This window comes from Pseudomonas sp. MF08831 (assembly GCF_059862645.1).
The window spans coordinates 571123-597824 of record NZ_JCBCUX010000002.1 but is presented as its reverse complement, the minus strand read 5'-3'; the positions used below and the strand labels follow the sequence as shown (position 1 = coordinate 597824).

General features: G+C 54.2%; 24 protein-coding genes, 1 tRNA gene and 2 pseudogenes. 14 read left to right on the top strand and 13 right to left on the bottom strand.

The features are described from left to right. Positions 1 to 506 precede the first annotated feature (506 nt). Positions 507 to 3077 (top strand): autotransporter family protein, encoded by a 2571-nt coding sequence (locus AC19YS_RS06005; protein ID WP_500601188.1) that lies wholly within the window; start codon positions 507 to 509, stop codon positions 3075 to 3077. Between the two features lie 138 nt (positions 3078 to 3215). Here AC19YS_RS06005 and AC19YS_RS06000 read toward each other — a convergent pair whose 3' ends face one another. Further along, complete coding sequence (locus AC19YS_RS06000; protein ID WP_200624217.1) at positions 3216 to 3803, bottom strand: hypothetical protein; 588 nt, start codon at positions 3801 to 3803, stop codon at positions 3216 to 3218. 16 nt (positions 3804 to 3819) lie between these two features. Further along, the gene (locus tag AC19YS_RS05995) at positions 3820 to 4431 is read right to left on the bottom strand and encodes a hypothetical protein (protein WP_124416142.1); all 612 of its coding nucleotides are present in this window, start codon (positions 4429 to 4431) and stop codon (positions 3820 to 3822) included. A 198-nt stretch (positions 4432 to 4629) separates the two neighbouring features. Between AC19YS_RS05995 and AC19YS_RS05990 the strand changes: the two genes are divergently transcribed. The 7 genes from AC19YS_RS05990 (at position 4630) to AC19YS_RS05960 (ending at position 9761) form a co-directional block, all read left to right on the top strand. Then, a complete protein-coding gene (locus tag AC19YS_RS05990; protein WP_500601186.1) occupies positions 4630 to 4794 on the top strand; it encodes a hypothetical protein in 165 nt (54 codons plus the stop codon). A gap of 89 nt (positions 4795 to 4883) precedes the next feature. After that, positions 4884 to 5564, top strand: coding sequence for a CsgG/HfaB family protein (locus AC19YS_RS05985; RefSeq protein ID WP_010214228.1), 681 nt, complete (start codon positions 4884 to 4886; stop codon positions 5562 to 5564). A 29-nt stretch (positions 5565 to 5593) separates the two neighbouring features. Further along, positions 5594 to 5956, top strand: a complete 363-nt coding sequence (locus AC19YS_RS05980; RefSeq protein WP_106577341.1) for a DUF4810 domain-containing protein — start codon at positions 5594 to 5596, stop codon at positions 5954 to 5956. Continuing rightward, entirely contained in the window at positions 5953 to 6603 is a 651-nt protein-coding gene (locus tag AC19YS_RS05975) for a DUF799 domain-containing protein (RefSeq protein ID WP_106577342.1), read from the top strand. The genes AC19YS_RS05980 and AC19YS_RS05975 overlap by 4 nt, the downstream gene beginning before the upstream one ends. A 221-nt stretch (positions 6604 to 6824) precedes the next feature. Beyond that, a complete protein-coding gene (locus AC19YS_RS05970; protein ID WP_500601183.1) occupies positions 6825 to 8465 on the top strand; it encodes a vWA domain-containing protein in 1641 nt (546 codons plus the stop codon). Positions 8466 to 8607: 142 nt separating this feature from the next. Next, positions 8608 to 9180, top strand: a complete 573-nt coding sequence (locus AC19YS_RS05965; RefSeq protein ID WP_106577344.1) for an RNA polymerase sigma factor — start codon at positions 8608 to 8610, stop codon at positions 9178 to 9180. After that, positions 9177 to 9761 carry a hypothetical protein gene (locus AC19YS_RS05960; RefSeq protein WP_500601181.1) on the top strand — a complete coding sequence of 195 codons (585 nt, stop codon included), beginning with the start codon at positions 9177 to 9179 and terminating at the stop codon, positions 9759 to 9761. Before AC19YS_RS05965 ends, AC19YS_RS05960 begins: the two co-directional genes overlap by 4 nt. Before the next feature lie 209 nt (positions 9762 to 9970). Here AC19YS_RS05960 and AC19YS_RS05955 read toward each other — a convergent pair. Next, positions 9971 to 10190, bottom strand: a pseudogene (locus AC19YS_RS05955) (hypothetical protein). A 605-nt stretch (positions 10191 to 10795) separates the two neighbouring features. Here AC19YS_RS05955 and AC19YS_RS05950 point away from each other — a divergent pair. The 4 genes from AC19YS_RS05950 (at position 10796) to AC19YS_RS05935 (ending at position 16569) form a co-directional block, all read left to right on the top strand. Continuing rightward, positions 10796 to 11344: a hypothetical protein gene (locus AC19YS_RS05950; RefSeq protein WP_500601179.1), complete on the top strand. Its 549-nt coding sequence runs from the start codon at positions 10796 to 10798 to the stop codon at positions 11342 to 11344. A 939-nt stretch (positions 11345 to 12283) separates the two neighbouring features. Beyond that, the gene (locus AC19YS_RS05945) at positions 12284 to 13180 is read left to right on the top strand and encodes a DUF4747 family protein (protein WP_500601178.1); all 897 of its coding nucleotides are present in this window, start codon (positions 12284 to 12286) and stop codon (positions 13178 to 13180) included. Positions 13181 to 13204: 24 nt separating this feature from the next. Next, on the top strand, positions 13205 to 13750 hold the full coding sequence (locus tag AC19YS_RS05940) for a hypothetical protein (RefSeq protein ID WP_500601176.1): 546 nt from the start codon (positions 13205 to 13207) through the stop codon (positions 13748 to 13750). Positions 13751 to 13815: 65 nt separating this feature from the next. Then, on the top strand, positions 13816 to 16569 hold the full coding sequence (locus tag AC19YS_RS05935) for an ATP-dependent helicase (protein WP_500601174.1): 2754 nt from the start codon (positions 13816 to 13818) through the stop codon (positions 16567 to 16569). On the opposite strand, the gene AC19YS_RS05930 is transcribed toward AC19YS_RS05935, so the two are convergent. The 5 genes and pseudogenes from AC19YS_RS05930 to AC19YS_RS05910 form a co-directional block, all read right to left on the bottom strand. Continuing rightward, positions 16469 to 17803 carry a DNA cytosine methyltransferase gene (locus AC19YS_RS05930; RefSeq protein WP_500601172.1) on the bottom strand — a complete coding sequence of 445 codons (1335 nt, stop codon included), beginning with the start codon at positions 17801 to 17803 and terminating at the stop codon, positions 16469 to 16471. The two genes, AC19YS_RS05935 and AC19YS_RS05930, sit on opposite strands and share 101 nt — an antisense overlap. A 375-nt stretch (positions 17804 to 18178) precedes the next feature. Next, on the bottom strand, positions 18179 to 19024 hold the full coding sequence (locus AC19YS_RS05925) for a hypothetical protein (protein WP_500601171.1): 846 nt from the start codon (positions 19022 to 19024) through the stop codon (positions 18179 to 18181). A 91-nt stretch (positions 19025 to 19115) separates the two neighbouring features. After that, positions 19116 to 20404: pseudogene (locus AC19YS_RS05920) on the bottom strand (DUF927 domain-containing protein); the annotation flags it as partial. A gap of 115 nt (positions 20405 to 20519) precedes the next feature. Then, positions 20520 to 20596: transfer RNA gene (locus AC19YS_RS05915), tRNA-Arg, on the bottom strand. Between the two features lie 157 nt (positions 20597 to 20753). Continuing rightward, positions 20754 to 20987: a helix-turn-helix domain-containing protein gene (locus AC19YS_RS05910; RefSeq protein WP_073453901.1), complete on the bottom strand. Its 234-nt coding sequence runs from the start codon at positions 20985 to 20987 to the stop codon at positions 20754 to 20756. 206 nt (positions 20988 to 21193) lie between these two features. On the opposite strand from AC19YS_RS05910, the gene AC19YS_RS05905 reads away from it, so the two are divergent. Both AC19YS_RS05905 and AC19YS_RS05900 read left to right on the top strand, forming a co-directional pair. Then, complete coding sequence (locus tag AC19YS_RS05905; RefSeq protein WP_500601169.1) at positions 21194 to 21598, top strand: hypothetical protein; 405 nt, start codon at positions 21194 to 21196, stop codon at positions 21596 to 21598. Continuing rightward, complete coding sequence (locus AC19YS_RS05900) at positions 21595 to 22080, top strand: hypothetical protein (RefSeq protein ID WP_500601167.1); 486 nt, start codon at positions 21595 to 21597, stop codon at positions 22078 to 22080. The genes AC19YS_RS05905 and AC19YS_RS05900 overlap by 4 nt, the downstream gene beginning before the upstream one ends. Before the next feature lie 304 nt (positions 22081 to 22384). Here the strand turns inward: AC19YS_RS05900 and AC19YS_RS05895 are convergent, their stop codons facing one another. From AC19YS_RS05895 to AC19YS_RS05875, 5 genes are all read right to left on the bottom strand, one after another. Beyond that, positions 22385 to 23293 (bottom strand): DUF2971 domain-containing protein, encoded by a 909-nt coding sequence (locus AC19YS_RS05895; protein WP_073453906.1) that lies wholly within the window; start codon positions 23291 to 23293, stop codon positions 22385 to 22387. Between the two features lie 238 nt (positions 23294 to 23531). Next, positions 23532 to 24485 carry a hypothetical protein gene (locus AC19YS_RS05890; protein WP_073453908.1) on the bottom strand — a complete coding sequence of 318 codons (954 nt, stop codon included), beginning with the start codon at positions 24483 to 24485 and terminating at the stop codon, positions 23532 to 23534. A 118-nt stretch (positions 24486 to 24603) separates the two neighbouring features. Beyond that, positions 24604 to 25263, bottom strand: a complete 660-nt coding sequence (locus AC19YS_RS05885; protein ID WP_073453910.1) for a helix-turn-helix domain-containing protein — start codon at positions 25261 to 25263, stop codon at positions 24604 to 24606. Between the two features lies 1 nt (position 25264). After that, positions 25265 to 25699 carry a hypothetical protein gene (locus tag AC19YS_RS05880; protein ID WP_073453912.1) on the bottom strand — a complete coding sequence of 145 codons (435 nt, stop codon included), beginning with the start codon at positions 25697 to 25699 and terminating at the stop codon, positions 25265 to 25267. A 332-nt stretch (positions 25700 to 26031) separates the two neighbouring features. Continuing rightward, on the bottom strand, positions 26032 to 26655 hold the full coding sequence (locus tag AC19YS_RS05875; protein WP_500601166.1) for a recombinase family protein: 624 nt from the start codon (positions 26653 to 26655) through the stop codon (positions 26032 to 26034). Between the last annotated feature and the right edge of the window lie 47 nt (positions 26656 to 26702).

The window sequence follows — 26702 nt, the reverse complement described above, 5'->3', positions numbered from 1 at the left end:
CAAGCAAGCAGAAAGCTTTCGCATACGGTCAACGGATCGCCAAATCCGATCGCCCTTGTTGGGCGACGGGCCGGACTATAAGCCTCGCACCCAAACCCACGCAAGGCATCAACGCCCTGACTCAAACCCCTGCGTCCTATCCCCAACCCCCACCGACGCCAACGCTTCCCGCCGTCTGCTCACGGGTATTACGCAAATCCCCAGTCGTTTCGGGAAGCGTCCGACCGCAAAAGGAACCATCTCCCTCAAGCCCGGGTCTTTACCCCGCCCACCCGCAACCGGTCGGGCTGCATGGACTGCAGCGTTTTCAAAATACATTAAGGATTAATGTGAACCTCACCTCCCCAACCCCTTTTCTGCCACCACCGGCTGCGGTGCGTTTGCTCGCGCCTGCGTTTCAGGAAAGCACCTTGGGAGCATGCACTCGGATCAAGTGATCCTTCGCTCAGCACACCTACGGCCGCCGGGCTTATTGGCGGCTTTGACTGTAGTTCATGGAGTTTGAAATGAAGCGTAAGCCGTTCCAGAAAACCCTGTTGGCGTTGATGGTCAGCGCAGGCGCCGCGCACGTTGCTGCGGTGGAATTTGACGTCAGCAGCGGCCAGAACACGTGGAAAGGCCAGGTGTTCAACGAGCCTGTGACCTTGGTCGGTTCGCGCAATGTGGTGGCCACCCAGCGTTATGTCGATGGGGCGAGTGTTGCCGAGACCGATATTCAGGGCTCGCTGATCAACCGCGCCGACTACACCATCGATGGCAGTGGCCTCAACATTCGCGGGTTCGTGGTGGATGGTGCGATTGACTCAGATCTCAGAGCCCGTGGCGGCATTATCACCGGCGATGTGGTTCAGTCCGGTGTGATCAGGCTGACCAACCAGACCTGGGCCGAAGGGTTTGAGGTAGGCGCCGCCACCGTCGGCGGCAACGTGATCAACACTGGCACCATCATCACCGTCGACGTGCCGGGTTCCGGTCCCGAGAGCGATGGCGAGGGGATCTACCTCAACGGCACCACCGTAGGCGGCGATGTCGTCAACTCCGGCCTGGTGGACGTGACGTCCTACTACGGCTTCGGCCTGATCCTGGACACCCACAACAATTTGCCGGTGACCGTCGGCGGCAAGATTCTCAACTCCGGCACTATTCGCGTCACCGGTGAAGAGGCGCTGGGCATTGAGGTTGAAACCGACACCAGTGACCTGCGCATTGAAAACAGCGGGTTGGTGACGGTCAATGGCGGCCTTGCCAGAGCGGTGCGGTTCGACTCCGGTACTTACGACTATCTGCTCAACACCGGCACCCTCGAAGCCAATGGCGCCAACGCGGTCGCTGTCAGCCTGCGGGGCGCGACCTTTACCTTGAACCCACAGACGGGCGCGCGCGGCATCGTCAACCGTGGCCTGATCAAGGCCGACAGCACGGCGATCCTGGTGGACGCGCGGTACCAAACCTCGCCTTTTGAAATCAACCAGCAAGCCGGCGAGATCCGCAGTAACGCCGGCACCGCCATCGACGCCGCCAACCTCGCCACGCTGAACTGGACCGGCGGCAAAATCACCGGCGACCTGCTCAACTTGAGCGCGGTGAATGTCGCGGGCCAGGCTGATTTCGTCGGCCAGCGCATCATCGCGCCGGTCTTGGTCAACGCCGGTTCGTTGAACCTCTCTGCGCCGGGCACCACGATCACTGGCGACCTCAACGTCGCCAGCGGCGCGGGCATTGATATGCACTTGGCCGACAGCGTGGTGCCGACCACGCCGTACCTGACGGTCAACGGCACGGCCAATTTTGCCCAGGCCTCAAAGCTGACCGTGAGCGCCAACCCTGGCGACTTCACGCGCACCAACAACGGCACCCAGTACACACTGCTGCAAGCCAGCAGCGTGCAAAACAACGGGCTGTCTGTTGCCAGTTCTTCATCGCTGCTCAACGTGCTCAGCTACTCGGCGGATGCCCAAACGGTCAAGGCTGTCGTCGCAGTTAAAGACAACCAGCAAGTGCAGCAGGAACTTACCGGTGCGGGTGCCACCGCCGCAGCGGCGACGGCGGTCAATACCTTCAAGAACGAGGTGCTCGGCGGGCTGAACCAGAACGACCCCGTGTTCCAGTCCCTCGCCAACGCCGGTACTGCGCAACAGCTTGCTCAGGTGAGCGAGCAGCTCAAGCCAGACGTCAACCGTGGCGCGCTGGATGTGGCCTTGTCGGGTCAAACCGTGATCAACGGCGCGATCTTCAACCGCCTCACTGATCAGCGCGAAGGCCATCAAACCGGTGGCGTGTGGGTGCAGGGCCTGAGCAGCAACATGGACCAGGACGGCCGTGGCGGCAACAACGGCTACTCGGCCAACAGCAGCGGCATGGCGGTGGGTGTGGACGGTCGCTTGAACGACACCACCCGCTTGGGCGTGGCCTACAGCTACCTCAACTCCAACATCCATTCCGACCTGGGCAACAAGACTGACGTCGAGGGCCACGCGCTGTCGCTGTATGGCAACTGGGCGCTGCAAAACTGGTTTGTCGACGGCAGCCTCAGCTACGGCCACAACGACAACGACAGCAAGCGCCATGTGGCAGGCACCACGGCCAAGGGCAGCTACGACAGTAATGTATTGGCGGCCAGCGTGATCGGCGGTTATAGCTTCAAGCCGTCGCAGGCGGTGGTGATCGAGCCGCGCGTGGCGGCGCGTTATGCCAACGTGCGCATGGATGGCTACGACGAGAAGGGCTCTTCGGCAGCGCTGAGCACCCGCTCGCAACGCTATGAAGTGGGTGAGCTGGGCGCCGGCCTGCGGTTGGCAGGCAACCTGCCGATGGGTGCTGGCAAGCTGCAACCGGAAGCAACCCTGATGGCCTATCACGACCTGATGGGCGATCGCGTCGCGCAAACCTCCAGCTTCGTGGCGGGTGGCTCGCCATTCACCGTCACCGGCGCTTCGGTGGCGCGTGACAGTTATGAAGCCAGCGTGGGCGTGAACTACCAGGTGTCGGACTTTACCGTGGGCGCCAGCTACACCCGCCAGGCGCGCAGCGGGTTTGACGCCGATGGCGTAATGCTCAAGGCGCGGTATGCGTTCTAAGCCAACACCTTAACCCTGTGGGAGCGGGCTTGCCCGCGATAGCGGTAGATCAGTCGATACTTGAGGTGACTGAAACACCGCCTTCGCCAGCAAGCCCGTTCCCGCATGTGGATTTGAGTACGCGGGCGCGTTCTGCTGTCAGAACAGCTTGCGCTGCACCGCCTCGTCCAGTGTGCTGCGCGTCAGCGCTTCAACCACTTCACCCGTGTTCGCCTGGAACGGGATGCCCAGGATCAGCACCAGGTGCATCCAGGTGCGCACGGATTCGCTTTTGCTGACCCGGCCCAATTCTTTGCCGTCCTTGTCCTTGAACACCGTTTCCATCGTGAAGGTGTTTTTCGCCGTGGACGGAATAATGAAAAAGGTGACACCGGTAATGATCGCCGAGGCCATGCTGAACTGTTCGTTGTTATACAGCTTGGCGTCGGCGTAAATGTCCGAGTCCACTTTGTCAGTGCTTACCCGCGCAAAGCGGTTGGACTGGCGGAAGGCATCCGCCACAGCTTTTTCCCACAGCGCTGCCGGGGCGCCGGCGGCGGCGTTGGCGGGGCCGCCGTTGACCTGGTTCAGCGCTGTGGTGCGCACGAATGCGCTGGGTTTCTGCGCTGGCGCGTTGGCGGTCGGCGGCCAGGTCTGCACCGGTGGCAGTTCGTGTTGCGAGTAGGACACGCAGCCGCTCAGCAAGATCGCGACGAGGACCAGGCTGTGCTTGATCAATCCTTTCATGTGTTGCTCCTTGAATTCAGGGTTTGGCCAGTTTGGCGGTAGCGGTGTCGAGCAGTTGCGCGACCAGTTTGTTCAGCTGCTGGGCGCCCATCGACGGTGCCCAGTATTCGCCGCCATACAGACCGACGTTGTGTTCGAACTTGAGCGCTTGCTCGGCCGTGGCCAGTTCTTTGCCGTTGCGGTCGACGATCACCAGGTTGCCGGCCACGTCGAAGCTGTCGACGTAGATCGGCCCGTTGACCCAGATCCAGATCGTCAGCGTCAGCAGTGCGCCGGGTATGTAGGCCGGGTGCGGCGCGCGATGGCCCTTGAGCGAGGTCATGTTGAATTTGAGCACCACGTCGTTTTCTTCCAGGCGCGTGGGGTACTCGGTGACCTGCTTGAAGTAACCTGCCGCGCGCACGTACTGGTTGAGCTGGGCCGTGAGCGAGCGGCTGATCGCAGTTTTGTTGGCCTCGTTGACGTCGGCGGCGTTCACCGTCACGTCAGCGATTTGTGCACTGCGCGGGCTGCTGGCGGCAGCCGGGTGGAGCGGGGCACCGATGGGGCCGGTGACGGTGTAGGAGACGCAGCCGGTCATCGACAGCGTCGCGATCAGGGCCGCAGCCCTCAGGAGGGTGTTCAACACGCAATATCCCTATTTAATGAGCAAGCCAAGCCAGTGTCTCGACCGGTGGCTGTGTAACTTGAGGTGGGCGCGCAGCTTAGCAGGCTGCCGTTGGGCGGCGAACTTCACTGTGGCGGCAAAACCGCTTGAGTACATCGGGCAACCCCGTAAAATGCCGCGGCACTGGCTACATCGCATTTTTCAAGGACGAATCAAGCAATGCGCACTTCTGTTTTTCTCCCCGTCACCTGCCTGATGGCTGGCTGCACTTTCCAGTCGGACCGCTGCGCGCCGGTCATCCTTGCCAAGACACCTACCTGCTGGCCCGACACGTTTGATGTTGAGGTGCTGGGCAAGGTCGCGCGTTTTTTCAGCAAGTTCTGATCGCCGCGACCGCGTAGTTGACGTACACAACAGTCCCTCCCGCGGGTTCACCCGCTGCAACCGCGGACCTCTCACCCTAGGAGCACCCTGTGAAAACACTGTCCAAAATCCTGCTGTCTGGCCTCACCGCCGCAGCGCTGCTGACCGTGGCCGGTTGCGCCACGGAGAGCAACCGCGCGATGCCGGTGGAGCAAGTCGCCAGCGCCAACGTCGCCTACTCCGGCGTGCGTGTGCCGATTGCCGTGGGCAAGTTCGATAACCGCTCCAGCTACATGCGCGGCATCTTCTCCGATGGCGTCGACCGCCTCGGTGGCCAGGCCAAGACCATCCTGATCACCCACTTGCAGCAGACCAACCGCTTCAGCGTGCTGGACCGCGACAACATGGGCGAAATCTCCCAGGAAGCCGCGATCAAAGGCACCGTACAAAAGCTTAAAGGTGCTGACTACGTAGTGACCGGCGATGTGACCGAGTTCGGCCGCAAAGAGACCGGCGACCGCCAGCTGTTCGGCATTCTCGGCCGTGGCAAAACCCAAGTGGCTTACGCCAAAGTCGCGCTGAACATCGTCAACATCAGCACTTCCGAAGTGGTGTATTCCACCCAGGGCGCCGGTGAATACGCGCTGTCCAACCGTGAAGTCATCGGCTTTGGCGGCACCGCCAGCTACGACTCCACCCTTAATGGCAAGGTCCTGGACCTGGCCATGCGCGAAGCCATCAACCGCCTCGTCGACGGCATCAACGCCGGCGCCTGGAACCCGCGCAACTGATCAGCAGCACCTCAAGGAGCAGTACGCGGATGAGCAAGGCAGTGAAGTTGGCGCTGATGCTGACAACAATCGCGACGGTCGCCGGGTGCCAAACGGCGCCCCAACCCCTGTATCAGTGGGAAAGCTACCAGCCGCAGGTTTATGAGTACTTCAAGGGCGAGCCCAAGGAAGCGCAGGTTGAGGCGCTGGAGCGCGATCTGCAAAAGATCAACGCCAGTGGCCGCAAGGCGCCGCCGGGTTACCACGCCCACCTGGGCATGCTGTACATGACCATGGGCAAGGATGACCAGATGGTGCAGGAATTTCGCACCGAGAAGGCACTGTTCCCCGAGTCTGCTTCCTACATGGACTTTCTGCTGAAAAACGCCAAGACCGGAGTCGCCACCAAATGAGCCTGTTAAAACTCACGGGCGCCTTGCTGGCCCTGGCCTTGCTCGGCGGTTGCGCAGCGCCCAAGACCATCGATTACACGGCATACAAACAGGCGCGGCCGAAGTCGATCCTGGTACTGCCGCCGATCAATGAGTCGCCGGAGGTGCAAGCGTCCTACAGCATGGTGTCGCAGGTGACTTACCCGCTGGCCGAAGCGGGCTACTACGTGTTGCCGATTGCCCTGGTGGACGAAACCTTCCGCCAGAACGGCCTGACCACCGCCAACGACATCCAGGGTGTGGCACCGGCCAAGCTGCATGACATCTTTGGTGCGGATGCGGCGCTGTACATCACCGTCAGTGAGTACGGCACCAAGTACATGCTGATCTCCAGCGACACCTCGGTGACGGCCTCGGCCAAACTGGTCGACCTGCGCACCGGCACCACGCTGTGGACCGGCTCGGCGCGGGCGTCGAGCGAGGAAGGCAACAACAATGGCGGCGGCCTGGTGGGCATGCTGATCACGGCGGCGGTCAAGCAGGTGATCAACAGCTCCACCGACGCCGCGCACCCGATTGCCGGCATCACCAGTGCGCGCCTGCTGTCGGCGGGGCAACGCACCGGGATTCTGTACGGGCCGCGTAACCCGAAGTACGGCACCGACTGATCCGGGTACGGAAAACACTGCAGATCCAATGTGGGAGCTGGCTTGCCTGCGATAGCGTCACCTCGGTTTAACTGAAAAACCGAGGCGTTTGCTATCGCAGGCAAGCCAGCGTCTACACAGATGCACAGTGATCGAGGTGTTATCCGACTCCGGTTTAACCCGAACCCTCCACACCTTGCGTCTGACCTTGTGAACGGATCATTCATTCACGAGGTTCAGCCATGTCCCGTCCGCTGCTTTTCCTGCGCCCTGCTGCCCATGGCTTTACCGTTACGTTGCTGGTCGCGTTGGCCGGTTGTGGGTTGTCTTCTTCGCGTGATGCCGCCAAGCCTGAGCACGCTGCACCTGTCGCCGAACTGCAACGCGCGCCGGTACAGGGTGCGCTGAGCAAACGCATGCCGATGCCGGCGCCAATGGCCATGCGCATGGTCAGTCAGGATTCAGCGGCGATGGCCTACCGCAGCGAACCCCGCGAGCGCTACGCAAACCTGCCGGACAACCCGGTGCACCGCGTGGCCGAAACCCCCGTCTCGACCTTCAGTGTCGATGTCGACACCGGCAGCTATGCCAACGTAAGACGCTTCCTCAACCAAGGCCGTCTACCGCCTGAAGGTGCTGTGCGATTGGAGGAAATGGTCAATTACTTCCCCTACGACTACGCACGCCCCACCGACGGCTCGCCGTTTGGCGTGACCACAGAGATCGCCGCCACACCGTGGAACCCGCACACTCAGCTGCTGCGCATCGGCATCAAGGCGTCCGACCGCACCGTCGCGGAGTTGGCGCCGGCCAACCTGGTTTTTTTGGTGGATGTGTCCGGTTCCATGGACCGCCGCGAAGGCTTGCCCCTGGTGAAAAGCACCCTGAAGTTACTGGTGGACCAGCTCCGCGACCAAGACCGCGTGTCGCTGGTGGTGTATGCCGGTGAGTCCCGCGTAGTGCTCGAACCCACGTCTGGCCGCGAAAAAGCCAAGCTGCGCAATGCCATCGACCAACTCACGGCGGGCGGCTCAACGGCCGGCGCATCCGGCATCGAACTGGCCTACCAGATGGCCCGCGCAGGCTTTATCGACAAAGGCATCAACCGCATCCTGCTGGCCACTGACGGTGACTTCAACGTGGGCATCAGCGACTTCGACAGCCTCAAGCAGATGGCGGCCGAGCAGCGTAAAAGCGGCGTGTCGCTGACCACCCTGGGCTTTGGTGTGGATAACTATAACGAACACCTGATGGAGCAATTGGCCGACGCGGGCGATGGTAACTACGCCTACATCGACAACCTGCGCGAAGCGCGAAAAGTACTCGTCGACCAGCTCAGTTCAACCCTGGCCGTCGTGGCGCGGGATGTGAAATTGCAGGTGGAATTCAACCCGGCCCAGGTCAGCGAGTACCGACTGCTGGGCTATGAAAACCGCGCCTTGAAACGTGAGGATTTCAACAACGACAAGGTGGATGCCGGCGAGATCGGCGCAGGGCATACCGTGACGGCGTTGTACGAAATTGTCCCGACGGGCCAGAAAGGCTGGCTGGAACCGTTGCGCTACGCCGCTGCGCCAGTGGCTGAAAACAAACCGGCTGAGTTGGCGATGCTGCGCGTGCGCTACAAGCCTGCGGCGGGCGGTGACAGCCAATTAATTGAGCGGCCCATCGGCAACCAAGCGACCAAGGCCAGCGACGACCTGCGCTTCTCGGCAGCTGTGGCTGCCTTCGCCCAACAGCTCAAGGGCGATGGCCGCTACACTGGCAGCATGAGTTTGCAGGACACCGCCGCACTGGCCCGCTCGGCCCGAGGCGATGACCCGTTCGGGCTGCGCAACGAGTTCGTGCAACTGGTGGAGCTGGCGCAGAGTCTTAAGCATTAACGACACTCAATGTGGGAGCGGGCTTGCTCGCGAAAGCGGTGGATCAGTCGGTATATCTGTTAACTGACACTGCGCATTCGCGAGCAAGCCCGCTCCCACATTTAGAACGATTTCGATTGTAAGAAAGGAGTTCGCCCACTACATGGCCGTACCCGATGATTCACCCAGCGACGAAGCGCTGCTGGCCCGCTACCGAGCCGGTGACGGCGCCGCGTTCGAGCTTTTGTACGCGCGCCATCGCCAAGGCTTGTACCGGTTTCTGGTGTCCCTGAGCAACAAGGTCGAACTGGCCGAAGAGGTGTACCAGGAGACCTGGCTTAGCTTGATCCGCAGCACCACTCAGCCACAAGGTCGGGCGAGCTTTCGGACGTGGTTGTTCCAGATTGCCCGCAACCGCTTGATCGATCACTGGCGCAAGCACGGTATCCACAACCCGCTGCACGACAGCTACGATGAGCAACTGCACGCCCAGCCCGACGACAGCGCCGGCCCCGAGCAGCAACTGAGCCTGAGCCGCGACCAGGCGCGCCTCGACGCGGCGTTGCAAGACTTGCCCGAAGACCAGCGCGAAGTCTTCCTGCTGCGCCTGCACGGCGACCTCGAAGTGCCGCAAATCGCCGCCCTCACCGGTGCCCCGCTGGAAACCGTCAAAAGCCGCCTGCGCTACGCCCAGCAGAAACTGCGCCGCCTGCTGGCCGAGGAGATACCCGCATGACCGACCCACGACAGACGCCCGACGACGCGCTGCTCCAGCATTTTCGTCAACACAGCCTGGGCGAGCCGCCCGCGTCCCTCGACGCCTTCATCCTCGCCACCGCCCGCCGCGAAGCCCCAACACCGCCGCCGAGCCTGTGGCAACGCTGGCTGAACGCCTGCCGCCAGCCGCGCTGGCAGATGGCTTTCGCCACCGTCGCCGGCGTGGCGCTGATGATCGGCGTGGTGATGCGCTCACCCGTGCCGCAACCGGAGATCTCCACCGCGACCTTCTCCGCGCCCCACCCGCAAGCAGCGCGCCCAGTGGTCCAAGCGTATTCAGTGCCCGCACCCATGACCCGCATGGCTGCCGCACCGCCGGTTCAGGCTGAGGCGGCCGGCGCAATGGCGGATGAGCCGGCCGCGAAACTCAGCAAGCGTGCGTCGGTTGCGCTGCCATCGTTGGAGCAGGGGCTGCAGGAGATCGTGGAGCTGCGCCGGGCTGGAGAAACCAAAGCGGCCGATGAACAGCTGCTGGCGCTGCATAAGCGCTTTCCCAAGGAAGACCTGCCGGCGCGGTTGGAGGCGTTGCAGAAGCGTTAAAGTGGCGCTCGTAAAAAAGCCCCAGGTCTTTCGGTCTGGGGGTTTTTTGATTGTATTGGCCCGGCGTCGTTTGAACTGGGCAGTGAGAGGCCTATATTTGTTGGGTCTGCTTGGTGGTGCTTCGGTTGGGCATACACGTGGGCATACGCGGCGCTTCCTTCTGCCCACTTTTTCGTGGCATCCCCGTGGGGCAAAGCAGCACAGAATCGTTACTTCTTCGTTCGACCTTCTGCCGCCAGTGAGGCGAGGGCAAGGGTGATGAATCCTGCATTCCATCCAAGGTTTCTAATGCCCCTCTGATGTTCTGTGCCACTTCTGTAGATCCTCTTTGCTCCACCCAGTTTGACAGCTCCTCGATAGCTGCCCCTGCGCCGGTTGGTTTTCATTCATGAGCTTGAGTAATGACGCAAGCAAAGGGGGGGCTTCCATGATGTTCTCCCGCCGTGTCGTCAGGTAGTCAATCTACCTCGAGCCAGTGGCATTGCATATCAGCTGTCCTCACCACCTGGTGATCAGAAATCACGCCGACCATCTTGATTCACTAGAGGCCAATAATGTGTTGTAGAGCCAATTTGGAAAGGCAGCATGAGATCACATGTCTAGCCCCCCTCCAAAACTGGTGTAACCGGTGTTACGAGTGTAACGCCCTTCACCAAACGTCCGGTTTCATTGGCTTTCACGGCTGTTACACACGTGAGCGACATAGCGTACATCCGATGTAACGCTGCCCGTGCGTGTAACGCTAAAGTCAGCAACCAGGTGTTGTGGGCAGGCACTTTACGCTCCACCCCATCTAGCGAATTTCGTCGGCTACGCCTTTCGATGAGAGGACATCACGTTTGCTGGGCCTGGACTTCAACCAGACTTAGGGCCAACTGCGGCGTTACCTGGAAGACATGTAGGGCAAGGTGTTCCGTCTCTATCTGTTGCTGGTGAACGACGCGGTCTCATGCCTTTGAAGGTCACGCCTCTGTAACGGAGAGGTAGGTAATGTCATGATTCGACGGAAATGAACTTCGCAGCCAGGCAAATCTATGACCGATACGCCGCAACATCAACTTCTCGCTGGGCTGCCTGGTGATGGCCCTCTTCGTCTCCAGTTCAGTGCAACCGGCCAAGGGCAGCATAGTGAGGGGATTGTTATCAGGTTCTTGCCTGAAGGGATGCCTTCTTGGGTGGGTAACTTCCAACCCGGTTTTTGCCGCTTCAACTGTGTGTTGAAAGTGGAGTCGAGTTTTCACGTGATCGTAGTTGCCGGTGGTCAGGGTTACATCGTGGACGTTCGTAACGGACTGCTCTTGAAGCACTTCGGTGGCGATATTGAGAATATGATCAGCATTCCAGAACTGGGTAGCACCCTCGTTTCAAATGGGCTGTGGCTTAGGCTTTTCAAAGGAGAGGCTGAGGTCTGGTGCACTGAGCGTTTGTCTTTGGATGGGATTAGGGATATCCAAGTTTCGCTCGCAGATGGGTTCATTACGGGTGAGGGATGGTACTTGGAGGACTCTTGGTCCCCGTTCAGAGTCTGCATTTCCACCGGTGAGGCCACAGGAGGAGCTTTCGAGTCACTTGATTTCAGCTAGTCAACCTCCCCATTCCCAGAGGATTAACGCCGGGGACCCTGACAGCATTCGAGGGACACGGGGCATGAAACCCGCGGGATCGAGTTAGTGGGAGTTATTGGAAGTTACTGAAGTTTCAATCGTTGAAATTGAAAGGATTTTGAAGAAAAGACGGCATCATTACCGTATTGGTAATGGTGCTCTCAGATGGTTCAATCAATGGGGCAAATGCACAGGTGAACTGGAGTTCACCAAGTTTACCTTCTCACTAAGCTGGCCAGCTTTCCGCTGATGCGATCAAGGGGAGCCTATCCCATACCCTCGAGATGATTAGGTCACAACGAATTCCTTGCCAAGAAACGACGCATTAGCAGTGGGCCCTGCCGCTCGCTGGCGGCGTTATCTGGAAGGGGAGCGGGGTTAGCCTCCGATCCCCCAAGAAATCCATCTGGCAAGTATAATTTGTGTAGTGATATCTATTAAGTATATGAATTTTCTGAGTATTTTTTGGTTGACGGGTTTTATTTTGCCGTACACACCCAGTGCCCCGACTACGTCTAACACGTCAGCATCTGTGACCTACTCGACAGCGAGCGAGGAAAACATATTTACTTAGGGCATAAATTAATATGGAGTTTTAGGAGCAGAGAGAGGCGGATTTGGCTGTAGCCTGCTGGATCTTTACCCTTAGGTTCACGTAGAGCGGCTTGAAAAAACAATGAGGGCAAAGGCCGCCAACGCGCCTGCTGGCTGCTCTTTTGTCCTTGACGCATAACGAATCATCAGTCTGATGTTTAGCGCGACGAACGGCCGCTTGCTGATAGCCTGATCTACAGCTCTTCCCCTTCCTGAAGCATTCCTGCACTATCTTGGATATTGATTGCAGAGTAGAAAATCAGCGGTAGATAGGTGGGCGAAGGGGACTGAGCTCTAGGCTACGATTAGTAAGGAAATCAAACCGTGGCGAAGGATAAAAAAATAGTTGTAGGGGCTCTGAATATCACTATGCAGCCGCATTCTCAGGCTAGATATGTTGAGCTGATACGCGCTGCCAGTAGACTTAAGAAACCAGCTAAAATTTATGGGGATCAGTATGGTCTTCTAGTTGGGGCAAGAAAGCTAGATACTTTGTCAGAAGTGTCTTCACTATCTGGAGATATTTATAAATTTGCGACTATCGACTTTGATAGTGAATGGTTTAATACTTCGACTAATCAGTTTGCTAGTTTGGATGAACTTGAGGATGTCAATCTTCCTGAATACTTGAAACCTAACTCATCAAGGTTTTCATACATATTTTATCCAAAAAATCATATATTGATATACGAAGGATACTATGATGGCAATACACTATCGCCGTTAAATGCTGTTCGATTTTTTGAGAATATGTTCAACGCGCAAAGTATCAAAAGGCGCTTTGGACAAATTGACGTAACGCATGAGCCGGAGAGTGACGCGCTTGATAAAGCGTTACAAATGGAACATAAAGATAAAATATCAATGATCATCAAAAGGCCTAATCCTGATGATTTAGCTGGTGCTGAGCGTGAAGTGCTAAAACGACTTCGGGCAATCAATGCAGAAAGACAAGAAATTTCTTATAAAGCTGCTAGTCCTGATGGGCTGGAGTTGGACAAAGAAGTAGAAACACTGGCAAGAGTTGCTGCTCGGAACGGAGACGTATATGTTAAAGGCAAAGATGCTGAGAATCGCCCGCAAGAGTTTTCAACTAAAAAACATCCTCTATTAGAAACTGACTATTATGATCCTGACTCGGAAATTTCGTTCTCTGTGTTCGCTGCGATTGCAGACCGTGTAAAGAATGAAATAGTCAGACGGTTATTACCCAAAAAATAGGTCCGACCTATGTAGGCAAAATATATGACAATGGAACGTTCAGAAAGCGCGCTGGCAAGGTATTGGCGTGCCTATGGTGGTCTGAAGGCATTGGTTCAGAGCCCTTATGTCTGGAGCGCCATAGCGCTCACAGCATTACTTTACCCTGCATGGTCGAGTCCTGGATGGTGGACTGACGTGATATCAGTCATGCCTAATCTTCTGGGCTTTTCCCTCGGGGGGTATGCTTTATGGTTGTCAATCGGGGATGATAGTTTCAAAAAGATTATTGTTGGTGTTGGAAGTCCAAGTGAGACGTCACCGTATATGCAGGTAAATGCTACATTTGCTCACTTTATAATATTGCAGCTGGCGGCTTTGATAGTCGCAATTATAGCCAAGACATTTTATTTTAGGTTGGAAGCAAGTAGTCCGTTGTATTTTATAACTCAAGTGGAAGGTTTTCAGGTCGTCTGCCTAATTGGGTATGCTGTTGGGTACTTCTTATTCATTTATGCGTTATTTACAGCTTTGGCAGCGACGCTCGCGTTATTTAGAATCTCCTCATGGTATGACGAGATGAACAAGTAGAAGGCCGAATAAGATTATAGCTCTCGTATGAAAAGCGAGGCGACTTAGACTAAGGAATGGTTAAAATGATTTTAACAGACGCCCAAAATAAAGCGGTCGAGATTATCGATGACAATCTCCAAATTATCGCATGCGCAGGATCTGGCAAAACTCAAGTAGTATCCGAAAGGATCATAAATATGCTAAGGCAGGACGGTGTCCTGCCTCGCAACATAGTAGCGTTTACTTACACAGAAAAAGCAGCTGCCGAGCTGAAGCATCGAGTTCTTAAACTCGCTAAAGAACAGCTCGGCTCCATACAGGGCATGGCAGAACTCTATATCGGTACAATCCATGCTTGGTGCATGCACTACTTGCAGGAACATGCTTTTGGATATCAAAAATACTCTGTATTGAATGAGGTTCGGCTCAAGCTGTTTATTGATCAGCGAAATCGAAAGATTGGTATGAGTGATTTATTGGCAAATGTTCAAGGCGTGGAGCGGCCCTTGAAAAGATTTGTTGATACAGGAGTTTATACAGCAACATTGGGTATCGCTAGGGAATGTGAGGCGAAGGATGGAATGGACTTTCCGCCCCACATAAAAGAAGCAATCTTAAAGTATGAGTCGGAACTCGATAAGCATGCTTATTTTGACTTTACAATGATATTGACTCGTTTTCTGAGTGAGTTGAAAAAAGATTCAATAACGCGCAGAAAAGTATCTTCGGATTTAAAGTATTTAATAGTTGATGAATATCAGGATGTAAATTTCATTCAGGAAAATATTATTAAAGAACTCTGCGAGATTGGTGTAAAACTTTGCGTTGTTGGGGATGATGATCAGACAATCTATCAGTGGCGCGGAAGCTCGCTGGATAATATACTGAATTTTAAAGATAAATATAACGACGTAAAGACTGTTACGTTGGATGATAACTTTAGGAGTTCAAAAGGGGTAGTTGAGGTAGCTCATGCGGCCATAAAAGAAATCCTATCAGCAAATAGGCTTCCAAAGAAAATGAACTCCGCTGGGCATCAAGTCTACGAGGAAAGCGACCTTCAGCTTGAGGAGTTCTCTTCACCGCAAGAAGAAGAGAGTTTCATTGTAAAAACAATAAATAATCTTCGCGGTAAGGCGTTTAAGGATAGAGCAGTTAGCGAGCCAAGAGGACTAGATTACTCTGATATGGCAATACTCTTGCGCAAGTGGAAGCCAGCAACACAGATTGCGGCCGCACTAAAAGCGGCAGGGATCCCATATTTAGTTACCGGCGTGGCGCAGCTTTTTGAGCAGGATGAGATCAGCGCTTGCACAGATATTTTCAAGTTCATCAATGGTGAGTTGAGTGAGGAAGAGTTAAAGAAGGCCTGGATGGGAGTCTCTTCTGCTATTAGTGAGAGCAAGCTGACATTCGCGATCAAGGAGTTATCAAAGGTTCAACCCGACAATAGCCGGTGGCACGAGCTTTTCAATTTGCAGGAAATATTCATAGATTTCCGACAGAATGCAGAAATTACTGAGGAGTCTATCGAAGGGGATTCAGGGCAAGGTCTTTCACGAGCTGAGGTTGTATTTTACAATATGGGAATGTTTTCCCAGGTTATCGAAGACTTCGAGGTTATACACTTTAGGGATAATCAGAAAGATAAATTGGATAACTTTCTTAAATTTCTGCAGTACTCAGCTAAAGATTACTATCCTGAAGGTTGGCTCAATAAATCAGTATCTACACCTAACGCGGTCACCATAACCACAATTCACCAAGCAAAAGGCCTAGAGTGGCCAGTAGTCTTTATTCCTAAGATGAACGCAAATTACTTTCCAGCCAAAAAAACTGGTGGTTTGAGTGTTTGGCATATTCTTGATTCTGAGCTGGTAAAAAATTACGAAGGTTTAAGGGGGACTATCGATGATGAGTTGCGTCTCCTATATGTGGCTCTTACACGAAGTAAAAAGTTTTTGTTTGTCACTAGGGCTCCAGGAGAAAGTAAGCAGGATAAAAAGGCTTCGAAATTTTTGGACTACTTAAGAACGACTCCTTATATTTTTAGGGCTCCAGCGTACGATTTTTCGGATAGGTCCATTGCAAATATTAAAGATGGGCGTGAACTAAGTAATATAGTTTTAAATTTTACTTTGCTAGAGGCTTTCTATAAATGCCCATATTCTTTTAAATATTACACTTTGTACGGGTTCAAAGAGCCTTTAAGCCCTCGTATAGGCTACGGTAAATCTATACATGATGCGCTTATGGAGATCCACCGTAGGGCGATGGATGGGCGCCCGCCAGCAAAACACGACCTCGATGAAATTCTTAGTAGGCACGTACATTTTCCTTATGCCATCCCTAAGGTTGTTACTGAGATGAGCGAAAAGGCAACTTCAGCGGTTAATGAGTATTATGATATGTACTCTGCTGAATTTCACAATATAGAATATGCAGAAAAGGATATCGAGTTAGATCTTGGTGATGGAATCATCGTTAATGGGACTATGGATTTAATTAAAAAGAGAGATTTAAACGGAGAAAAGAAAACTTATATAGTTGACTTTAAGTCCGAGTATCAAGAGGATCGTCATAGCGTAGGCGAAAAACAACTTTTGCTGTATGCTCTTGGTTATAGAGAATTAACCGGTGAGATAGCTGATTTTCTTCAGATATACGATTTCGCGAAAGGAAAAGAAAATAATATCAGGTTGAATAACGAGCAACTACATGTTGCTCAGGAAGAAATTATTGATGCGGCTGAAAAGATTCGCGGTAATGGCCTTGATGAGCGTTGCGGGAAAAAGGGGTGTCCTTGCCGATTTCAAAAGAGGCCTCTAACAACCTAAGTTCTTTATATGCATTTATCAATAGCTCAGCAAGCGCCTCCCCCAGTAAAGGGGGAACTGCGTTCCCCACCTGAGTGTAGCGAGGACAGCTAGTTTTTCTTTGAGGTCCTCCAGTGGTGTATTGGCCCAAAAGTTCAAACCAATCGGGAAATGATTGGATGCGGGCCATCTCTCTAACGGTGAGAATTCGAGGTTCACTGTAATGGAGGAAGTCGTCCGGTAGGGTCGTCATTGTTGCCGACGGCCTATCGGGGCACAACGGAGTTAGTGAATGTTTTTTAATGCCATATCGCTCTCTTTGCTCGGAGGTTAAGTTCCTTCCACGAGCGCATTCATCTAGAATAAGAGCGAATCTTTGAGCGACATCTGATCGGTGCCTTGGCAGCCTAAGGCTATTAGGTACGTATTCATGAGGTACGCCTGCACGCATCAGTTTTATAAAGCTTGAAGACGGTGTTTGTTCTTTATAAAGAATTTGTTTGAAACCTTTCACCGTGCCATCAGTGCTGTCAATAAGCTCTTTGCCTTGCACTTTTAAGTCATCGATTGCGTCGCGTGTGATTTGTTGCTTATTGGGGTCCAGTCCACGAGAAGTATGAAAAAATTCCCTTGATTCTGAAAGCTTTGTAAAGGGGTCCCATTTGAATCCCAAATCTTTACGGGTAGCGATTAGGATAAATCTTGGTCGTAGCTGTGGAACACCCCATTCAGCACTCACGATAACGCGAAACTCAACTTTATAACCTTCTTTCTCTAATCTACGTTTTACTACTTGAGAGTAAGGTACAGACGTTTTTCCGGCTCCAGACTTTTTGAATGGAGCATTAAAGCCTCTAACATTCTCCAGTAATAGGAATTTCGGTTTAACTAAGCGCACAACTTCAATGTAGCGCTCGGCCATACGGTTGCGAGGATCTTTTGGGTTTCTTTTCCCTGCTGGCGAGAAACCCTGGCAAGGAGGTCCCCCTGCGATAAGATCAATCGTACCTTCTAAACTAGCCAGATTTTCTCTATGGTTTTGCAGCAGAAGCTCAACGTCATGTTCGGATTGAGGCAACCAGGATGGCCAGTCATACTCAAAACGACCACTATCGATTAAATTATGGCTATACGTTTTGAACGCGTCCGCAGTTCGTTCGACAGCGAAAATACCTTTCCAGCCAGCTGATAGCAGGCCAAGGGATAATCCTCCGCAACCGGAGAATAAATCTATAAAAACGGGAGGTTTTTTCACAGGTGTTTCCAGGCTGGATTGAGCAGTCTATAGGGCATTTTACTGATACCCGAACTCTTGTCCAGGATGATATTTTTCATGCTGTACCATGCACCGCTTGACTTCGTCGGGCGTGGATAGAATCGATCTTGGCTTCGGGCCCATAGACCCTGAAAGCGATACCGAATGCAAACCAGTGACAAGCAGTTACGATGGAAAAGTCGTTTATTCGCTGGTCGACTGCCTACTGTACCCCACACTACAAAATAACACGCAGTACAGGTCGAGGATTATCAGAATAGCGTAATAGCTTTCCAACATAGCTCAAGGATTGGAGTTTTTGAGACACGGCAGTTTCGTTTTGTAAGCAGCCTGCTAACGCAGGCTGCTTCGGGGTCATGCTACGAGTAGATCTGCCAAGGAAATATTGCGAGCGAGCGCTACCAAATCGGAGCGTTCAAGTTTCGAATGGAAGGGGCCGAAGCGAGGCACATCTAGCCCGGACAGCCCATCTCCCATTCCGCCTTTTTGGTGGCTGACGGCAAGTATCCGGGCGCCCACAGCGAGCAGTTGCTCGGTCACCGCGTTCCATGCAAACCCAACCGTGCTCAATGCGGCTGTTTTAGATTCATCTCCTCGTTGGCGAGCATTCGTGATTTGAGCCTCAAGAGTATCAAGCTCGACTTGCAGAGCACCGAGGATCAGGTCTTGCCTCCTGACCTGCTCGTCCGTTATTGCCCGCTGCTTAGCGGCCTTTTGCATTTCGCCGCTTGCTGATTTTTCCCCTTCGGCATCACCGCTTGCGAGGCATTTGGCGTAGGACGTTGCAACATCGCGCTCGGCTTGTTGTGCCTTTTCCAGGGCTTGATCGGCTTCTGATTGAATTGTCTGAAACCGGCCGTTCAGGTGCGATTTTTTCCGTTCCAGCGCTTCGACTTCAACGGTCGCATCGGTCATCGCTTGAATAGCGTCAGCTTTGATCTGACCAATTTTTTCCAACCTTTCCAGGTGTTGAAGCTTGCGATCAATTGATGCCAATTCACCGGGAATCGCATCTATGCGGGCTTTGACGCTTGATAATTTTTCCATAGCCTCGCGGCTTTCAGGGCTTCCAATTACGTTGCCATTCGCGCTGAATCCGCTGGGTGCGTTGCGCCATTCGGCCTCCAATTGTGGCAGGCTTTCTTCCAATGTTTCCAGTTCTCGAATCAAGGCGGTTTGTTGCTTTTTTAGCTGGTTCATGTTGCGTTCTTAAAGGCGAAAGGGTGATTGGTTTTTTTTCGTTGGCGGGCCAGGCCAAGGTGAGCCTGCATTCCTCATGGAGCGGCCGTTATTAAGCTGCCTGGGCGCCGTGATCACCTTGTTCTGGCAATGCGACAACCACATAGCAACGCTGCAAGCCAAGCCCCGGTAGTCGCACTGCGGTCGAAGCTTTGCCATCCTTTCCAGGCTCTATAACGCCTCGTCGCAGGAGCTCTTTGTTAACCGCACTCAGGTTCATGCCTCGGAAGATTTCTGAGCGCCATGCTTCCGGCAGCACGTAGTAGGTGTTGGTGGTGTGCAGGGCATGCCGTGTTCCATCGTCTTGCGAAAGCCCAGCCGATCAATCGTGCGTGGGCCGTGCTCATCAATCTTGGCGGCGGCGGATTCCCAGCGGGTAAAGCGGCTTTCTCCAAAGCGCTCGATCACCTGTCTCAGTCGCGCCAAAATCGCATCGCCCTCGAAATTACCGGCGCCGCCACGCTCGGCTAGCCACGCATGCAGACATACACGTGCAGCGGTCGTGGCTGTGCCGTCCGGCCAGCGGGTGACTCCGAAGGCGGTGGCTAACTCTCCGGCCGCTGCGGCGAGGCCGAAGCGAAGGGCGGCGCGTTGCGCCTGTCCACTGGCCAAGGCGGGCAGGTTTTGGGTGATGAACTGTTCCACCGTGCGGCGAACGATCAACGTCCATCTGAGCATTTCCCCAGGAGCACACAGCGCGTGCAGGAAGGCGGTAAGCGGTATGCCGTAGTATTTGGCGACACGCGCCTTGAGCGCATCGGAGAGGGCGGCAGCGACCTCAAAACCGTTCAGCACATCGAACATGCCTCGGCTCTTGCTGGCATCTGCTGGTACCGCAAGCATGCGCACCTCCATGCCCGCTTTCAGCTCCTTGTTTGCATCCGCCATGTGCTGCGCCAATGTCTTCTCACCGGTCGAGAGAAACAGCAAGCGCCACTCCTGCACCTGTCGGCCCGCTTGTCCTCGATCATTCGCCCTGGCCTTGCCGGTGCCGTTGCCGAGCATGTACACCGTCTCGCCAATAATGCGCGGGTCGCACATGCCGATTTCATCCAGTACCAGGAGACCGTCTGAGTGTGCGGCGGCGATGGACTCCAGGGCGTTATCCGTGGAGCGCCACGAGCGCACCAGACGAGGCCCACCATAAACCGAGGCTGCGACTTGCAAGTGAGTGGTCTTGCCGCCGGAGCTGTCGCCGTAGAGGTGGAAGCCGCCCGACTCATGTCCGAGCATGTTCAACAGTGGGCCTGCAAAGGCCACAGAGACGACAAACGCTAAGCGGTGGTTGCCAACGCACAGTGCGCCGAGTTGCTGATGCCATCGCTGCAGAGTGCGCGTTTCGCTATGGGTGTGAACTGCTCACAGTCTTACCAGCCCAGGCGCGTTACCAAACGTGCTACCGGTCGCCCACAAAAAAGCCCCAGGTCTTTCGACCTGGGGCTTTTTCGTCTGTGTCTGGTGCACCCGGCGGGATTCGAACCCACGACCCCTGCCTTCGGAGGGCAGTACTCTATCCAGCTGAGCTACAGGTGCAACGCGGGCGCCATAATACCCATCTGGGTCGGATGCGTCCAGTTGCAGGATCGCAGGGGGCTGATTCGGGGCAGTGTCACACCTTGGTGGGGTTAGTGAATGTCTCACCACATTACTCAGGCGAGTGAGACGGTGCAAGCCACGCGGGGCAAAGAGGCTAGGACGACTTTTTCAAAAGTAGTTCGGGGTCGACGTTAAGCGCTTGGGCTATCCGTTCGATGTTGTAGATCGTGCAATTTTTTTCGCTCCTTTCCAGCATTCCCACGTAGGTTCTATGGACTCCGGCACGTTCAGCAAGAGCCTCCTGAGAGAGGCCAAGCTCAAGTCGTCGGAGCCGGACATTTGCGGCGAAGATTGCAACGAGTGCGCATTGATTTGGTGATATCGGCATTCACCAAATTTCGCTTTTTGCATACCATGATTCGACATACTATGATTAGCATTTCCGTGTGCGCAGTACCCAATGCTGCTCGCAGAATTCCAATCATCGAAATGCAAGGAGCTGCATGTGCTAACCGTTCAGTCACTATTGGTCCGGTTTATCCCCGCACCTGATCCGTCACGGGAATCAACCGAAAGAGCGCGAGGCGCTCAGGTATGAACGGCTGGCGAAGGCTTTGGGTCGTAGGTTGCATCGCGCTAGTCCTTGCTCCGGTGTATGTGTATCGCACCTACATACCAAGTGATGAAAAGCTGAATCGAGATCATCAGGAGCGTATTGAGGCGCAGCTAGCTGATATCAGGATCATTGAGGAACCCGTGCAGGTTTCGAACCGCCTGGTTCGTGATGCTTTGATGCAGACCCCGGTTTCTGAACGCCTAGCCAAAATTGATGAGAGCAATGCTCAACATGCTGAGTTCATGGCGAAGGTGAGCAAGCAGCGTCCGGTTACTGTCGCTCAGCTCGCTGGAGCTTGGATCGTTTTATGTGGACTGCTCTATCTCTTTGGATGGTGCATCGCTTGGGTAGCTAGGGGTTTAGGTAAAGGGGCCGCCGCATGATTGCTGATTCAAATGGGCATAAAACACCTGACGGTTGCGAAGTGCGTGGCTCGATGGGCCCATGCAGAGCAAGAGGATTCTCATTTGACGCATCTCTGAGATGTATTGCGTTGCTGATCACTACTGCCGCTATGGTCACTGGATGCAGCTACGGCCTCACTCAGAAGGGCATCGACAACTCGTCCGAAAGAAGCACGGTCACAGTGAAGGGCTCAGTCCGTCAGGTTTACCAGTCGCTCGCTCAGGAGATGCAGGGACCAGGTTGCCCTCCGATTCATTCAAGTAAGCTTTACGGCAATGGAGACGGTTTCGTCGTTTATTTTGGCGAGAACTTCATTGGGCACAGCTACATTTGGGACGGCGCTTACGGAAAGCAGGATGGTGATACAGTCAAGGTGACAATACGGGATCAGAGCTACACGCCCCAGACTGACTTTATAGACGAGATCGCTCTTTTCTTGAAAACCGGATCGTGCCAATAGCCTTTCGGTCTTGTAGGCGCTTACCTAAGTCTAAGTATGCCAGCGCCAGCGCTCGACACGCCTCTCGCAATAGGGCTGCGACCTTCGGACGTGCTGGCGGTATCTTCACTATCCTGCACACGCTGATGGTCATGTGCTAAAAATCCCATCGAGCGTTTCGAGACGTCGGAGGTAAAGAATCCTTAGCTCCAGACTTGTCACCACTGCCTCCACGGCATCCGTCACTTCCCCCTGATGGTTCGTTACGGATATTGCCGAGAGAGGAAGGTATGGGTTGCTTGGCCTTTAGCAGTACCGTTGGGTTCTAACGATATGGCATCGAGCTCACGTATACGTCCACTGCCACCCCTAGGTTAGCGGCTAGCCCCATTACCTCAATTGCATGCTTCGGGTCTGCTTTAGGCCCGTAGTACAAAATAGAACCATTACAAATCAATCCGGGATTGCCCTCAACGAACGCCCGTCGCGGATCCCGTTCGTCAAATATAACTCCCTCTGCGGTTGAGTAGCTCGCTGCATGGACGATCGAGCGAACCTCCTTCTCGGAGGCGTACTCTGACGATTTGAACAGGAACAGAAGCGGGTGAGTAGCCTGGATTACCTCTTCTAAGTCTTCCATCGCGAGTTTAAACGTCGCTCGTAGTGAATTGAGACGTTTTATCAGCGCTTCCCGAAGCTTGCGTATGGGGCGCTCTGCTGAGACCGTACCGCCTCCTCTCGATTCTGTTCCGTAAACGACTTGAAAAAGTTGCTGAGGGAAGATTTCAATGAGGTTATTAAGTGGCACGACGATACATGCGCCAGTGCCATTCTCGCCGTAGAATCGCCAATGATTGAGCGAGTCACTTGAGTCCTCGGCACCGGCCTTTATGTGAGTAATTGTCCAGCACGAGAGAAACGTCGCTTTACGGTAGGCAGAATAGAGCAACCTAGATTCACGCAGCTTGGTTAGACGCTCAACGAAATCAGCCTTATGCTGATGGTTGCACCCTTGCGCAGCGGCGATCATCACATCAACGAGATAACGGCCCTCCTCCGGGTCATTCATGTAGTCCCCGTCGAACTGACGCATTTTGTTATCGGAAGCACAGGCTAAAAGAAATTTCGGGGTCTGCGCAGATGTATAGTGAGCAGCAAACTTTCCGTCTGTATCTGTCACACGAAGCTGATCAAGCAAGCCTTTGACTTGATCGCTGTATTGCTGAATGTTCATACCTATATCTTCCATGAAAACGTTCGGTTACCACAATTTACCTGAGATGCGGTGGTTCCGCTCCACGTTTCGCCGTTTTTTGCTTACTGGAATAGCCCAAATGAAGGAGCAGCGATTTAATGAGCAAATCCGGAGCCTAACCTGAACCCGTTCATAGATATCCCTGGTCCGTTGATCGATCTCACGCAAGAAGTGCTCGCCGTCATTGTTGTTCAAGAGAGTGCGGTCCTGGGTCATGCTAGTAGATGCTGCTTGGAGCGCCTGCCCTGAGCTCAGGGACCGTTAAGCCATCGAGCTTGCCTGCATGCCACCTTTTCGCTTCTCGTCTCAACGCGGACGATATGAACGTCGGCTTTCCCTCGGGTAGTTCGTATTCAGCAGCGAGCAGAGGATTGAGCTCCACAGTAAGCCCATTTTTTACCGCATACACGCACCACTGCCTCGCCGACGACTGAGGGTCTGCTCCTATTTTTTCGCCCGGTGTTTTGAACATCAGGTCTGAGTCCGCCTCTCCTTTGATTGCGCGAAGTTTCATTCGAAGTTCCGTTTTTCCCGGCTTAGAGAAGCCTACCGGACCAATCATCAAGCCATGCAGGTGCCAACGTCTCCGACTGGAGTTCTCCGCCAGCGCTTTCGGTGCCTTTTCGATGCCGTACAAAAACTCAGCTTGCGGATCAACTGTTCTACGAATCAGCCGGGTCATCTGGTCGCGAATGTATTCGAGCGCGGTGCTGTCACTATTGTCGAGCCGGGCACTCAGATTTTTGTTGAGTATCAAAGTGAAGGTCTTCAGCTCCCATGATCTGGCCTTTGCCATCTCATAGAGTGGTGCAGAGGCAACGGCTAGCTTCGTGAACTCATCGGTATGCTTCCAAGCCTTGAGCTCCATCTCATTCTGTATAGGCTGATCAAGGAGAGTCTTTGGTCTGTAGATTGATCCCGACAATATACTCCTCATCGAGATCGCGAATTGCTTCGCGTAAACCATGGATACTAGGTTCTGGGTCTTTTTCGAGAGGCGGAAATTTACGGCTTTTTTCTCTTTATCATCTGATGCACAGGTATCAAGGTGTAGGCGTTGAGTGGCCAGAGCCAGTTCTAAGGAAGGTTCGCAAAGCATGCTGCTGAGCTGCTCTGCAAGCGATTCAAGGGCGTCTGATGAAGCGGGCGTTCTGCGTTGGCTGATTGTCATATGAGAGCTCTGAGGCCCACGCAGAAGCGCGAGCAGATTTTCAAAATCGCCACCCCGGCAGAATCGCGAGGGTGTTCAGTCCTTACACCTATTTCTAAGCCTTTGACACTTGGCCTGTTCACGTCCCGGTCATGTGTAGGTCAAAGCCTTCACATACCACATCATCTTCTTCATCCGTTTGATCTGACTGCGCGAGCCTACGACGCTCCATCCATTCAAGGTTCGCGATTTCATCCTCGATTCCTTGAGCGTCTCCATTCATCTCCGCTTCCTCAAGGCGCTGTTTTGCGCGCATCTCAGCTACATCGTTTTCTGTCAGGATGTGAATCTGTAGTGTGGGCAGCTCCTCAATGTCCTGCGCCTGATTGAGCTTATCGATAGGCAGGGAACGTCGGGTCACATCTTGGGTTAGCTTGAGCGCCGTCGATGCGGCTGCGAGCCCCCTGAACGCAACCGGGTCCGTCGGGTCAAGCGCCTCCAAGGCGTTAGCGATCTTGGTCCTGATCAGATGACTCAGTGCCAGCTCCTCAGCTACCAGTGTTGCTACTGTCTGTTGTACAGCGTCGAGTGAAAAAGCAGAGCTGAGCAGCTCCTCCCTCGCTTTGTCGATGAGAGCCTGTGTTCCAGCGCCAGCGACAGCTTTAGTTGTTTTGATGATGCGTTGCACAGTGCTAATGCTTAAGTCCAGGCGATCCGCAATCACCGGCAGTGTGTATCCGGCTTCCCGGAGAATGACGACCTGAGTGCTTTGATCTGGTGTGGTTTTTTTGCCAGGCATCTCACACCTCGTCTTCAAGAACGGGGATGACAGTCGGCTTGGGGGGCAGCTTTGCGAGGGCTAGCAGCTCGCATTCAAGTCTGCCCCAGTTGCCTGTAACTGTGGCAAGCGGAAAGCCGGACAAGCGGGCGATATCTTTTCTCTGAAAGGGAGCTAGCGAGGCGAGCGGGGTGCCGGACGCTCTGAGTGCTTCTGTAAGAGCCTCAGCGATGGCTTGGCGTATGTGGTTGCGCTGCGTGATGCTTGCGGCCGGTTGATTCCTGCATGGTCTAGGCGAACGGATGCCGTTCTTACGGCAGAGATGGTAGGCGGAATCTTTCGTCCAGCGAACCCCGTCGGTTCTGGGATTGCTGTTGTTCAGATGTTGCGCTAGTCGGCGGTATGAGCTGAGTGAGTTGCTGAGGAAATCACGAGCGTTTTCTTCTACGGTACTCATCGGGGCGTATCCTTCGTTCAGGGGATTGGTAGCGGTTCATGAGTGAGTCTCTCGTCTGTTTAATGGTTAATCTGCTTCTATTGAGCAGTGGGTTGATAATAAGGCTTTGAGTGATTAGCGTCTAGCGTTTGAATCCAGATAGAGTGTTGATTTGCAAGCGTTTTTTCGACATTTATCACTGGAAGATTGGGCTGGCTAGAAGTCGTGGTTTCTTGATCCATGCGCCTGAAATTCACACTGCCGACTCCGCGCAAAATTCGTCCGTGGGCGCTGACACATTGCCAAGAAGCAAAAAGCCCGGACGAGGCGGGCTAGGGGACCTTACAGCTAGCTCAGGCGGTCAGTGCCCGCTTGATGCGGTACACAGTCGCAACGCCGCACTCGGCCATCTTGGCGATCTCTTCAGCAGACGCCTGCGGATGTTTTGCAAGGATGCTTTCAACCTTCTTCCACTTGGCCGCGTCCTTGCTCTTGCCGGTGGGCTTCCAGTCAGGGTTAGCGGCTTGCTTGTTCTGGATACCTTGGCGGATACGCTCCACGCGTTTTTCTTGATCGAGACGAGCCATGGTTGCCATTAGGTCGATCAGCATGCCGTTGACCACTTCCATGATCTGGCCGGTGATACCGCTGTCCTGTACAAGTAAGTGGCTGGTTGGTAGGTCAGCGATGACCAGTCGCAAGCCCTTAGCTTCAATCGTAGCTTTCAGCGATCTCCAATCAGACTGAGAGAGGCGAGTAAGCCTGTCTACGGATTCACAGAGACAGATGTCACCGGGTGCTGCTGCTTCGAGCATGGCGAGCAACTGAGGGCGATCAAGCTTAGTCCCGCTGATGTTCTCCGCGTAGATGCCCGCGATGGTGAGCCCTTTCTCTGTGGCAAAGGCTTCGAGTGCAGCTTTCGCTCTGTTGGCGTCTTGATCTTTGGTCGATGCGCGGAGGTAGAGATGGGCGAGCATTAGCGTTTATCCGTTAGACTAAGATTAGATAGGTCTATGATAATCTG